This window comes from Cupriavidus metallidurans CH34, from assembly GCF_000196015.1.
In the GTDB taxonomy this organism is placed as follows: domain Bacteria; phylum Pseudomonadota; class Gammaproteobacteria; order Burkholderiales; family Burkholderiaceae; genus Cupriavidus; species Cupriavidus metallidurans.
This window is the reverse complement of the sequence record NC_007974.2, coordinates 2,011,891-2,024,243: the sequence shown is the minus strand read 5'-3', so window position 1 is coordinate 2,024,243 and position 12,353 is coordinate 2,011,891. Positions and strand designations below refer to the sequence as shown.

The 12,353-nt window shown below is 66.8% G+C and carries 8 protein-coding genes; 2 read left to right on the top strand and 6 right to left on the bottom strand.

Features of this window, described 5'->3' with window-relative positions; translation table 11 throughout:
- Position 1 precedes the first annotated feature (1 nt).
- The 6 genes from RMET_RS27185 to RMET_RS27160 form a co-directional block, all read right to left on the bottom strand.
- The gene (locus tag RMET_RS27185; RefSeq protein WP_008651867.1) at positions 2-277 is read right to left on the bottom strand and encodes a XapX domain-containing protein; all 276 of its coding nucleotides are present in this window, start codon (positions 275-277) and stop codon (positions 2-4) included.
- A 65-nt stretch (positions 278-342) separates the two neighbouring features.
- Entirely contained in the window at positions 343-1,962 is a 1,620-nt protein-coding gene (locus tag RMET_RS27180) for an MFS transporter (protein WP_011519719.1), read from the bottom strand.
- 18 nt (positions 1,963-1,980) lie between these two features.
- Positions 1,981-2,403: a DoxX family protein gene (locus tag RMET_RS27175; RefSeq protein ID WP_011519718.1), complete on the bottom strand. Its 423-nt coding sequence runs from the start codon at positions 2,401-2,403 to the stop codon at positions 1,981-1,983.
- A gap of 30 nt (positions 2,404-2,433) precedes the next feature.
- Complete coding sequence (locus tag RMET_RS27170) at positions 2,434-4,299, bottom strand: amidohydrolase (protein ID WP_011519717.1); 1,866 nt, start codon at positions 4,297-4,299, stop codon at positions 2,434-2,436.
- A gap of 86 nt (positions 4,300-4,385) precedes the next feature.
- Positions 4,386-5,207 carry an alpha/beta fold hydrolase gene (locus RMET_RS27165; protein ID WP_011519716.1) on the bottom strand — a complete coding sequence of 274 codons (822 nt, stop codon included), beginning with the start codon at positions 5,205-5,207 and terminating at the stop codon, positions 4,386-4,388.
- A 57-nt stretch (positions 5,208-5,264) separates the two neighbouring features.
- Complete coding sequence (locus tag RMET_RS27160; protein WP_011519715.1) at positions 5,265-5,951, bottom strand: hydrolase; 687 nt, start codon at positions 5,949-5,951, stop codon at positions 5,265-5,267.
- A 314-nt stretch (positions 5,952-6,265) separates the two neighbouring features.
- Here RMET_RS27160 and RMET_RS27155 point away from each other — a divergent pair, with 314 nt between their 5' ends.
- Both RMET_RS27155 and RMET_RS27150 read left to right on the top strand, forming a co-directional pair.
- The gene (locus RMET_RS27155) at positions 6,266-6,952 is read left to right on the top strand and encodes a response regulator transcription factor (RefSeq protein WP_011519714.1); all 687 of its coding nucleotides are present in this window, start codon (positions 6,266-6,268) and stop codon (positions 6,950-6,952) included.
- 97 nt (positions 6,953-7,049) lie between these two features.
- Positions 7,050-12,236 (top strand): trifunctional serine/threonine-protein kinase/ATP-binding protein/sensor histidine kinase, encoded by a 5,187-nt coding sequence (locus tag RMET_RS27150; RefSeq protein WP_049799854.1) that lies wholly within the window; start codon positions 7,050-7,052, stop codon positions 12,234-12,236.
- Positions 12,237-12,353: the final 117 nt, after the last annotated feature.

Genomic DNA, 12,353 nt, shown 5'->3' with positions numbered 1-12,353 from the left:
CTCATTGCTCCGGCTTGCTCTCCTTGGTGTCGGCCGCGGCCAGTGTCGGGCCGGGCGTGCCCGTGATCTTCGGCATGCATTCCTGGTGGAACCACGCCACGGTGACGGGCTCCCCCGCGATCATGCGCTTGATCGGCGGTACTACCTGCTCGCCGATAAGCATACCGAGCAGGCCGATCAGGGCCACCGCTGGCGGGGCGGGCGAGCGGACCTGCATCAGCGCGTAGATGATGCCGACCAGGATGCCGGCGCCCAATGAGATCAGATAGAGCTTCATGCGAGCCTCACGATATGTCGCAATACGAAACGGGTCATAGGAAACAGGGGGGGACGGCAGGTGCGTCATCGCTTGTTCGGTGGCAGTCCCACGCCCAGCAGATGCCGCACACGCGGTGGCGTCGTGCCACCATGGAACGCGGTCACTTCTCGCTGCAGGTCGGCATCGGCGTTCGGCACGCGGCGGTGTTGCCGCAGGTGCTCGGCCCATGACTCGACCAGAAACCACTCGGTCATCAATTCGGGATTGGTGGGGTCTTCCATCACGCCCCAACTGAATGCGCCATCGCGCAGCCGCTCTTCGGAGAGCCGGTGCACGGCGTGCAGGAAGCCGTCCCGGTTGGCCGGGGCAATCAGGTACTCGATCAGGATCATCACCGGGCCGCGATCGTGCGCGATCTCGTCGGCCATTTCGGGCTCGGGCCAGTGGCCGGCCGGGCCAAGGTCGTCTTCGCCGTGCGGCAGACGCAGCCGGTGCAGCGCCAGCGCGGCGACTACCAGGCCCGAGCCGGCGATCAGCAGCGCGGGGGGCGTGCCGAGCGCCTGCGCCACGAAGCCCCAGAGCAGGCTGCCACCGGCCAGCGCGCCGTTGAAGACCATCTGGTAGACCGCCAGCGCGCGGCCACGCACCCAGTTGGGCAGGATGGCTTGCGCCACGCCGCCGAACGTGGTCAGCGCCATGATCCATGCCGCGCCCAACAGCAACAGCAGCACCAGCGCCAGCCAGACGGGTGGCGCGACGGAGAGCGCGGCCATCACGACGGCCGTGACGATGGCGGACAGCAGCACCATCCCGTCGGCGTCGAGCCGCTTCTGCAGACGCGGCATGAGCAACGCGCCAAGAATTGCGCCCACCCCGACCGCCCCGAGCATCACGCCGTAGAGCCCCGCGCTGCCATGGAGCAGCTTGCGCGCCACGAGCGGCAACAGTGCCCACACACTGCTGCCGAACGCGAAATGCACGGCGGTACGGGCCAGCACGACATGGAGCTTGCTGTGCGCCCGCGTGAAACGCAGCCCGGCGCGGGCCGCGCTGAAGAAGTGCTCGCGTAGCGGGTCGACCGGTCGCTGGGGTCGATGCCACCAGATCAGCGCGGCAACCACGAACACGTAGCTGAGCAGGTCCACGCCGTAAGTCGCGGCCGCGCCGAACGCAGCCAGCAGCAGGCCGCCGGTGGCCGGCCCGATGGCGCGCGCGATGTTCACGCCAAGCGAGTTGAGCGCCACGGCCTGCCGCAGCGTGTTGGCGGGAACCAGTTCCGGCACGATCGACTGCCAGGTCGGCCCCATCATCGCCGAACCGATGCCGCCGGCGAACGCCAGCGCGATCAGGAGTTCGATCGTCAGCGACTGTCGCCATGCCAGCAGCATCAGCGAGCCGCTGACCAAGGCCAGGCAGAGCTGGATCACGATCAGGAAGCGGCGGCGGTCAAGGATGTCGGACAGCACGCCGGCGGGAATCGCGAGCAGGAACACTGGCAGCGTCGATGCAGCCTGGATGGTGGCCACCGCGGCCGGCGAGGTCGACAGGTCGGTGGCCAGCCATGCGCTGGCGACGTCGCGCATGAAGCTGCCGATATTGCCGAGGATCGTCGCTACCCACAGGACCGCGAAGGTCGATTGCGCAAGCGGCGCGAAGGTACCTGTGGAGGCGGGAGCGTTTGCCGTCGAGGCGGATTGCGTCATGTGGACTATCTGTCGTCTCTACGCTCGCAGGTCATGCCAGGCCACCAGCACGAAGCCGCCGACCAGACCCAGGTGCTCGAAGAATGCATTTGCCATGCCGAAACGGGCATCGGGCGGAGCGCTCCAGAAGCTGTTGGCCAGGAATGTCGCTGCCAGTGTGAATGCGGCCAGCGCCAGCGCGCCGAGCCAACGGCCGCGTCCGCTCAGGATCATGGCCGATGCGCCCAGTTCCAGCGCGATGGTTCCCGCCGCCAGCGGGCCAGCCGGCGACAGGCCGAAGTGCTGCATCTCGGCCATCGCGCTGGGAAAGTCGAACAGCTTGACCAGTCCGCCCTGCAGGTAGGCCGCGCACAGCAGCAACAACGCGACCCAGTGCAGCCAGCGCGGCAGCCGGTGAGGGCTATCGCCGGCGGATGACAGCGAAGGCATCGAGGAAGGCATGACCGGTCTCCGTTCAGATTGGCACGTGGCTCAGAACGCCCAGCACGAACAGCCGAGCGCGCCCCAGAATCCGCTCTCGTCGGACGTCGGCATGTTCGATGTCCAGGCCTTCGCGTGCGCATGGCCGTGCACGCCGCATGACGACGCGCAGCCGCAGGCGGTGTTCATCGCCAGCGTCTTTGCTTTGGCGGTTGGCCGCGGCTGATACTGGCTGCCGTAGCGGGCTGGCGACCAGTCGGGCATCGCGGGCGGAATCTCCGGCGAATGCTTGCCGAACTCGCCGTCGCCGTAGACCACCTTGCCGCCGAGCACGGTCATCACGGACGTGATGTCCTGGATGTCGTCACCGGGCACCGAGAAATAGTCGGCAGACAGCACCGCGAGGTCGGCGAGCTGGCCGGCCTTGATCTGCCCTTTCTTGCCTTCCTCGGACGAGAACCACGTATTGGCCTCGGTCCACAGGCGCAATGCGGTTTCGCGATCGAGCAGATTGGCTTGGGGGTACATCGACATGCCGCCCACGGTCTTGCCCGTGGTTAGCCAGTACAGCGACACCCACGGGTTGTAGGACGCCACGCGCGTCGCATCGGTGCCTGCGCCCACCTTGACCCCCTTGTCGAGCATCTTGCGGATCGGCGGCGTGGCCTCGGCGGCTTTCGCGCCATAACGTTCGACGAAGTACTCGCCCTGGTAGGCCATGCGGTGCTGCACGGCGATGCCGCCACCGAGCGCGGCGATGCGGTCGATATTGCGATCGGAGATCGTCTCGGCGTGATCGAAGAACCAGTTCAGGCCGGTGAACGGAATGTCGCGCGCCACCTTCTCGTAGACATCGAGCGCGCGCGTGATCGTCTCGTCGTAGGTGGCGTGCAGGCGCCACGGCCAGCGCTTCTCGGCCAGCAGACGGATCACCGGTTCCAGATCGGCTTCCATCGACGGTGGCATGTCGGGCCGCTCGACGCGAAAGTCCTCGAAGTCGGCGGCGGTGTAGACGAGCATCTCGCCAGCGCCGTTGTGCCGATACAGGTCATCGCCCTGGCCCGGCTTGACGGTGGACGTCCAAGTGGTGAAGTCGTTCAGCTCGGCCTTCGGCTTCTGCGTGAACAGGTTGTAGGCCAGGCGCACCGTCAGGTTGCCTTCCTTGTGCAGATCCTCGATGACGCTGTAGTCCTCGGGGTAATTCTGGAAGCCGCCGCCGGCATCGATCACGCCAGTCACACCCAGCCGGTTCACCTCGCGCATGAAATGGCGCGTCGAGTTCTTCTGGTACTCGAGCGGCAGCTTTGGCCCCTTGGCCAGCGTGGCGTAGAGGATGGTGGCGTTGGGTTTGGCCAGCAGCAGGCCAGTGGGGTTGCCGCTGGCATCGCGCACGATCTCGCCGCCCGGCGGATTGGGGGTGTCCTTCGTATAACCAACCGTGCGCAGCGCCGCGCCGTTCAGGATCGCGCGGTCGTACAGGTGCAGGATAAACACAGGGGTGTCCGGCGCCACGGCGTTCAGTTCGTCGATGGTCGGCAGCCGTTTCTCGGCGAACTGGTGCTCGGTGAAGCCGCCTACCACGCGCACCCATTGCGGCGCGGGGGTGCGGTCCACCTGGTCCTTGAGCATCCGCATCGCATCGGCCAGGGAGCGCACGCCATCCCAGCGCAGTTCCATGTTGTAGTTCAGGCCGCCACGGATGATGTGCATGTGGCTGTCGATCAGGCCGGGGATCGCTCGCCGGCCGTTCAGGTCGATCACCGTCGTCTGCGCGCCCGCGAGTTTCATGATGTCGTCGGGCGTCCCCACGCTGGTGAAGCGCCCGTCCTGGATGGCTACCGCGTCGGCTTGCGGGTTGGACTTGTCGAGCGTGGTGAACTTGCCGTTGACGAGGATGAGGTCGGGGGTCGATGACATGGTGAAAAGCTCCAAAGAGGCCGCCGCACGATGGCGGCGGTCGGGGCGATGTGTTGCCCGCGAGTAGCGGGTTGGGTGGCGTTGGCCTAAGTATTCAGGAAGGCCAGCAGATCCGCATTGACCGCGTCGGCATTGACCACGCACATGCCGTGCGACGCGCCCGGGTACACCTTGAGCGTGGCGTTCTTCACCAGCTTGGCAGAGAGGCGGCCGGCGTTGTCGATCGGCACGATCTGGTCGTCGTCACCGTGCAGGACCAGCGTGGGCACGTCGATCTTCTTCAGATCCTCGGTGTAGTCCACTTCCGAGAACTCGTGGATGCAGGCGTACTGGCCGACGATGCCGCCCGCCATGCCCTGGGCCCAGAATGTGTCGATGGTGCCTTGCGAGACCTTGGCGCCGGGACGATTGAAGCCGAAGAACGGCACGGCCAGGTCCTTGTAGAACTGCGAACGGTTGTCGGCTACGCCTTTGCGGATACCGTCGAACACGTCGATCGGCAACCCGTTGGGATTGGACGCGGTCTTGGCCATAATCGGCGGCACCGCGCCGATCAGCACGGCCTTGGCCACGCGCTGCGTGCCGTGCCGGCCAATGTAGCGCGCCACTTCGCCGCCGCCGGTGGAGTGGCCGACCAGCGTGGCGCCCTTGATGTCCAGCGCCACGAGCAGCGCAGCCAGATCGTCGGCATACGTGTCCATGTCGTTGCCCCGCGCGGGCTGGTCCGAGCGGCCGTGGCCGCGGCGGTCATGCGCGATCACACGAAAGCCCTTCTGCACCAGGAACAGCATCTGGGCATCCCACGCGTCGGCATTGAGCGGCCAGCCGTGCGAGAACACGACCGGCCGGCCGGAGCCCCAGTCCTTGTAGAAGATCTGCGTGCCGTCCTCAGCGGTGATGTAGCTCATGGTCTGTTCCTGGAGAGAAGGGTAGGTGGATGCCTGGATGTCCCTCTGCGGCGCGGATCAGCGGGCCGGGACCGGCGCCAGGGACTCGTGCGTCGTGGCGGTGCGCTGCGCTGCCTTGTGGACCATCGTGTAGGCGTAGTCGACGCCCATGCCGTACGCGCCCGAGTGTTCCTTGACCAGCTTCATCACGGCGTCATACGTGTCGCGGTGGGCCCAGTCGCGCTGCCATTCGAGCAACACCTGCTGCCAGGTCACGGGCACCGCGCCGGCCTGCACCATGCGTTGCATCGCGTAGTCGTGCGCTTCCTTGCTGGTGCCGCCCGACGCATCACCCACCATGTAGATCTCGTAGTTGCCTTCGAGCATTGCGCACAGCGCGAACGTGGTGTTGCACACCTCGGTCCACAGACCGGCCACCACGACCTTGTTGCGGCCGTTGGCCTTTAGCGCGTCACGTACCTTCTGGTCGTCCCACGAGTTCATCGAGGTGCGCTCGAGCGTCTTGGTGTTGGGGAAAACGTCCAGCAGTTCCGGGTAGGTGAAGCCCGAGAACGACTCGCTCTCCACCGTGGTGATGGTGGTCGGGATATTGAAGATCTTTGCCGCCTTGGCCAGACCCACCACGTTGTTCTTCATCGCCTGGCGGTCCATCGACTGCACGCCGAAGGCCATCTGCGGTTGATGGTCGATGATGATGAGCTGGCTGTTCTGCGGGGTCAGGACTTCGAGCTTGGGGTTGGACATGGGGTCGCTCCTTGGGTAGCGGGGTTGGCGAAGGGGCGTGGGCGGAGGATGTGCTGGCCGCGTGCCTTCGCATCGGCTGTTCCGCCCATCGGCTCCACCCGCCCCATCCGCAAGAGGCAGTGCGCAGCGTAGGTGCCGCGGGGAGGCTACGCCATACACCTTTCGTATAGGTGGACGGCATCGGTCGGGGGGGGAGGGCAGCGGCGGGCTGGCAACTACGACATTGGTATGGGTGGCACGCATCCGGGCGCTATGCTGAAATGCACCGCATTGGCGCGCCGGCGCATGGACCATGAACTTCCTGTGACATTGCCGTGACTTCTACTTGCCTGGAACCCGCCGCAAGTGCCGAGTACGAACCTGGCACGGTACTCGTGCTGGACGACGACGCCATGGTGCTCGACGCGCTCGGCGGCCTCTTTCGCTCGCTGGACATGGATGTGGCGCTGTTCGCATCGGAAGCCGAGCTGATGGCCTATCCGCTTCCCGATACGCCGTGCTGCCTGCTGCTAGACGTCAGGCTGGGCGGCGCCAGCGGGCTTGATCTGCAGTCGCGGCTCGGCCAGTCCGGCGTGGGGATGCCGATCATCTTCATGACGGGGTATGGCGATGTGGCGATGACGGCGGCCGCAATGAAGGCGGGCGCGGTGGATTTCCTGACCAAGCCGATTCTGGAGACGTCGCTGATTGCCGCCGTGTCCGCCGCCCTTGACAGGGACAGGTCGCGGCGGCGTGGGATGCGCAGGACCGATGCGATCCGTCGCGGCTTTGCCACGCTGACACCACGCGAGGCGGAAGTCATGGGTATGGCGGTGTCCGGCCTGCTGAACAAGCAGATTGCGGGCGAGATCGGCATCAGCGAAGTGACGGTCAAGATTCACCGGGGCCAGGCCATGCGCAAGATGAACGCGCGCTCCTTTGCGGATCTGGTGCTGATGGGTCAGGAACTCGGCCTTTACAGGGATGCCGCGCGGCGGGCACGCCAGTTCGCCGACGCATAGCAGTTGACCACCAAACGCGCAATACACGTATTGCGGGGGCACGGCTAGAATGCGTGACGACGCACTCGCCTCCACGAGCCAGCCCATCGCCACCAGCATGACCTCCCTCCCCCGCATCGAACACGCTCCCGTGCCGGCCTTCGACCCTGTCTGGCTTGCGCGGGTCGAATCGACCGTGCTGCTGACGGGAGATCACGTCCAGTCCTGCCGACTGTTTGACCCGGTCTCGCAGACCCACTGGTTTGCCCAAAGCGCGCCGCTGACGGCCACGGCCGTGTGCGAGCGCCTGCGGAACGCGGCGCGGCTTGCCACGCGCATGGAGTCATCGTGGGCGGCGATACCGGCGGCCACGATCTGGACGCCTGACCGGCTTGTGCTGATCAGCGACGCCGAGGCCTCCACCCAATTCGGCATGGTGAACGCCAGCGAGCGCGAAGACGTCCCGATCGCCGCCCGCCTGGAACTGGCAATCGGCGCGGTCAGGGCCGTGGCGGCCATGCATGGGCGCGGCCTGCTGCAAGGTGTGATCCGGCCAGAAAGCTTCCTGCTCGACGACGATGGGCGCATGCGGCTCACGGGGTTCGGATATGCCGTGGCCGTTGAGGAACCCTGCGCCGCGCTGCGGCATCCGGCTGATACCGTCTTGCCATATCTGGCACCGGAACTGATGCGGCAGGATGGGGCGCGGCCGAGCGTCGGCGCCGATCTCTACGCGCTCGGTGTCACGCTATACAAGCTACTGACCGGCGAACTGCCGTTCGTTGCGGACTCGCCGTCCGGATGGCAGCACGCGCATATGGCCATCGAGCCGGCCCCGCCGCAGTCGCGTCGGCCCGATTTGCCTGCCGTGCTTGGCCAGATCGTCATCAAGCTGATGGCCAAGGATGCCGGTAGCCGCTATACCTCGGCGGCGGCGCTGCTGGCGGACCTGCTACGTGTCCGTGCCGAGTGGCTGCAGCGCGGGCGTATCGAACCGTTCTGCCTCGACATGCCGGGCACGCTGCCGTTGCCAGGGACGGGGTCGGGCCTTCAGGGGCGGCTGTCCGGCCGCGCCAGGGAGATGGAGGTGCTGCATGGCGCGCTGGCACGTGTCCGTGCGACCGGGGTATCGGAACTGGTACTACTCGCCGGTGCGGCCGGTGTGGGAAAGTCGGCATTGGCCGAATGGCTGTGCGGGCACGCGGACCAGACCGGGGCCCGCTTCGCGGTGGGCAAGAGCGATCAGTTGCAGCGCGATATTCCCTATGCGCCGGTGGTGCAGGCCATTACATCGCTGACCATGACGTTGCTCGGCCAGGACGATGCGTCGTTGCAGCAGGTGCGCCTGCGCTGGCTCGATCGGCTGACCGGGCAGGGGCGCGCGGTCGCCGAACTGGCGCCCGTCGTCGAGTACGTACTGGGCGCCACCGTGCCGCTCTCGGAAGTGCCGGCCCGTCAGGCTCAGGCGCGGATCGAAAGCGCGGTACTGCGTACGTTTGCTGCGTTCGCCGCACCCGGTGAGCCGCTGGTGCTGTTCATTGATGACCTGCAATGGGCCGATGCTTCCACGCTTGGCCTGCTCGAGGCGTTCGCGGCACATCGCCCCGCCAACATCCTGCTGATCGCAGCCTATCGCGAGCCCGGCCACGAAATGGCGCAGCGCCTGGCGTGGTTGCAGCAGGGCAGTCGTAGCGGTGGATTGCCGGTGTCGAGCATTGCGCTCCAGTCACTGCCCGGGCGGGCCGTGGCCGATCTGGTGGCCACCGCGCTCGATGCGCCGGTGGCGCAGGTGGCGCCACTTGCCCGTGCGATCCACGCCAGAACCGGCGGCAATCCGCTTTTTTGCGTGCAGCTGCTGCGGGCGCTGATTGACGACGGCGTGCTTGCGCGTGGCGAAGCCGGCTGGGCCTGGGACGATGCCGCGCTGGCGCACCGGCGCTACTCGGACAACGTGATCGAACTGATGCTACGGCGCTTCGCGCGGCTGCCGAAGTCGGGCACCGCGCTGCTGCAGCATCTGGCATGCGTGGGCATTCGCGGTGAAGCGGCGTTGCAGGCCCGCGTGGCCGGCGTCGGGCCGGATGAACTGGCCCACGGGCTGCGTCCGTTCATCGATGCCGGGATGATCGTCGAGGTGCCGGAGGGCTTCGCGTTCCAGCATGACCGCGTGCTGGAAGCCGCCTATTCGTTGGTGGAACCGGAGGCGCGCCCGGCCGCGCATGCACGTGTGGCACGCGTCATGATCGAACACTGGGGCGAGCACGCGGCGGACCACGCGTTCGAGATCGGCAGCCAGATCGAGCGGACTGCGGGGCAGGCGCTATCCGAGCCCGAGCGGGTGATGTTCGTGCGGGCGCTCAATGACTCGGCGAGACGGGCCAAGCGTGCGGCCGTGCTGACGCGCGCGGCCAGCCATGTGGATCTGGCGTTCACGTTGATGGATGCAACCTGGTGGGACACCCACTACCCGCTGGCGCGCGACGCGCATCTGTTGCGCTGCGAGTGCCTGCTGGCGCAGGCCGATCTCGACCGCGCCGCGCGGGAGATCGACACCTTGCTGCAACGCGCGATGCCGGCGGTCGACAAGGCCGCCGTGTATCGCCTGCTGGCTACGCTGCAGACCGTACGGTCCGACTACGAAGGGGCGATCAATGCCGCGCTTTCAGGGCTGGCGCTGGTGGACGTGCATCTCGAACGACACCCGTCGCCCGCGCGAATGCGGGAGGCCTACGAATCGGTCATGGTGTTGCTTGGCGAAAGGTCCATCGACAGTCTTGGCGAGCTTCCCGTCACGGCCGACGCGCGGATGCACACGGTCATGGGGTTGCTATCGACGCTGATTTCTTCGCAGTTCGTGCGCGATGGGATCAGCTTCCTTCATGTGGCGACGATGGTGGAACTCTCGCTCGCGCATGGCGCGACACCCGAGACGCCCTATGGCCTTTCCTGGTTCGGCGTCTTTATCGCCAGCCTTTATGACGCGTACGAAGACGGCCTCGCCTTTGGGCTGGCGGCGATGGCGCTGGTGGAGCGGCATGAGTTTCAGGCCGAGCAAATTGCCACGCTGGTGGCGGTGGACCAGGTCAGCGTCTGGACCCGCCCGCTGGCGTTCGCGCTCGGACTCGCCCAGGAGGCCGTGGCACTGGGGCGGGAGTCGGGCGATATCGGCATGGCCTGCTATGCCTGCAATCACATCGTCTCGGATTTGCTGGCGATGGGCGAGCCGCTTGCACTTGTCGATGAAGAGATCGAACGTGGCGTGGGCCTGACACGGCTGGTTCGCTATGCCGATATCGAGCGGATTCTGGCTGCACAGCGGCTCTTCCTGCGCAGCCTGCGCGACGGTGGCGATGGCCCGGCATCGACGGTCGCGCAGCGGGCCGATGACGCGACCTCTTTCTCGACGCGCTTCTGGGTCTGGCTCCACGACGGCATGGCGTGGGCATACCGTGGCCAATGGATGCACGCGCTCGGCAGCCTGCGGCAGGCGGAAGCGCTGGCATGGTCGGCGCCGGCCCATATCAACGTGGCCGATTGCCGCTTGTACCTGGCATTGGCGCTGGCACATGCCGCGCCGGCCGATGTCGATGGTGTCGATGGTGTCGAGGGTCTCGATCGTGCCGTAGTCCTCGCCGCGCTGGCCGGTCACCGGGACCGCTTTGCGCGCTGGACTGCGCTGAATCCGCTGACGTTCCGGAACAAGCTGCTGCTGATCGACGCGGAAATGCTGCGTCTGCAAGGCGATGCCATGCGGGCGCTGGCGAGTTACGAGCAGTCGGCGCGGGTCGCGGCGGCATCGGGGTTCGTGCACGAGCAGGCGCTCGCTTGCGAGCTGGCGGGTGCGCTGTGTCTGGCCAACGGGCTGCCGGACTCAGGGCTGCACCATCTGCATTCGGCACGCGACGCGTATCGCCGCTGGGGTGCTCACCACAAGGCGGACCAGCTCTGCTGCCAGTATCCCGAGCTTGGTGATGCCGGTGCGGGTGGCCCGGAGCCGGTGCCAGCCGAGCCGGCGCGGGTGGCAGCCGGCTGGGAACTCGGCATGCGGGCCGCCCAGGCCATGAGCAGCGAGCGCGTCATGGATCGGCTGATTGAGTCGCTAATGGCCGATGTGGTGGTCCATGCCGGTGCGCAGTACGGGTTGCTGCTGCTGATGCGTGGCGATCGTCCGATGATCGAGGCGTCCGCGCGCGTGGTCGACGGCGCCGTTTCCACCACGCTTGGCGCCGTAGAGCCGAACGACGACCTTCTGCCGCTTACCGTCCTCAACAGCGTCCTGCGCACGCGTCAGACCTTCGCGCTGGCTGATGCCTCGGCCGATGCGCCGTCGATCCGGATGCGCGGCGCGTCCGGGCGGCGGTTGCGCTCGCTGTTGTGCCTGCCGCTGGTGCGCGGCGGCACGTTGATCGGCGCGTACTACCTTGAAAACAACCTGGCGCCGGGCGTGTTCGGTGCTGGCCGGATTGCCGAACTGGAGGTGCTGGCGCCGCAGGTGGCGATTGCGCTGGAGACTGCGCGGCTCTACGAGCAATTGATCGACGAGAACGATCGCCGCCTGGCAGCCGAGATGGGCCTGCGTTCGGCCCGTGCCGAGCTTGCGCGGACCTCTCATCTGACGGTGATGGGCACGCTGGCGGCCTCCATCGCCCATGAGGTGAACCAGCCGCTGACGGCGATCGTGGCGTCGGTCGATGCCAGCCTGCGCTGGCTCAACCGCGCCACACCAAATCTCGGCGAGGTTCAGGACGGGCTCGCGCATATCCGCAAGAATGGCCTGCGCGCAGCCGAGATCATTCGTGCCTTGCGCGCGCTGGCCAGGCAGACCCCATCGGTGATGACACCGCTGCAGCCAGACGAGGTTCTGAGCGAAGTGCTCGATATGGTGCGTATGGAAATCGCCGGACACGGCGTGCGGGTCTCGACGAGCTTGTCCACGGGCGGCGCGCTGGTGGCGGCAGATCGCGTGCAGTTGCAGCAGGTGATGCTGAACCTGATCACCAATGCTATCGACGCAATGGCGACGACGCCGCCGGATGCGCGCGATCTGGTGATTGCTTCGGCGCTGGAGAATGCCGACGTCGTGATCCGGGTCGAGGACGCCGGCCGCGGCATTCCCGACGCCATGCGTCAGCGGCTGTTCGACCCGTTCATCACCAGCAAGCAGAGCGGCATGGGCATGGGGCTTGCCATCTGCAAGTCGATCGTCGAGGCCCACGGCGGCGAGCTCGATGCGGCGCCGCGCGATGGCGGTGGCACGGTGTTCACGTTCCGGCTGCCAGTTCTGGGGAGCGCGACGCGCCCTTGATCCGCGCGGCGGGAGGAGGCCGGTGTCGTGCGAGGCACCCGTGCATAAACGGCGGATGACACCGAGATGACATTGCTGTCATGCAGCGCTTGGTGGCAGGGGTGCGCCATAGAATGG

What these genes read in the sequence shown, in the direction of transcription:
- RMET_RS27185 (WP_008651867.1), bottom strand. Translation starts at nt 277, where the DNA reads ATGAAGCTCTATCTGATCTCATTGGGCGCCGGCATCCTGGTCGGCATC.
- RMET_RS27180 (WP_011519719.1), bottom strand. Translation starts at nt 1,962, where the DNA reads ATGACGCAATCCGCCTCGACGGCAAACGCTCCCGCCTCCACAGGTACC.
- RMET_RS27175 (WP_011519718.1), bottom strand. Translation starts at nt 2,403, where the DNA reads ATGCCTTCCTCGATGCCTTCGCTGTCATCCGCCGGCGATAGCCCTCAC.
- RMET_RS27170 (WP_011519717.1), bottom strand. Translation starts at nt 4,299, where the DNA reads ATGTCATCGACCCCCGACCTCATCCTCGTCAACGGCAAGTTCACCACG.
- RMET_RS27165 (WP_011519716.1), bottom strand. Translation starts at nt 5,207, where the DNA reads ATGAGCTACATCACCGCTGAGGACGGCACGCAGATCTTCTACAAGGAC.
- RMET_RS27160 (WP_011519715.1), bottom strand. Translation starts at nt 5,951, where the DNA reads ATGTCCAACCCCAAGCTCGAAGTCCTGACCCCGCAGAACAGCCAGCTC.
- RMET_RS27150 (WP_049799854.1), top strand. Translation starts at nt 7,050, where the DNA reads ATGACCTCCCTCCCCCGCATCGAACACGCTCCCGTGCCGGCCTTCGAC.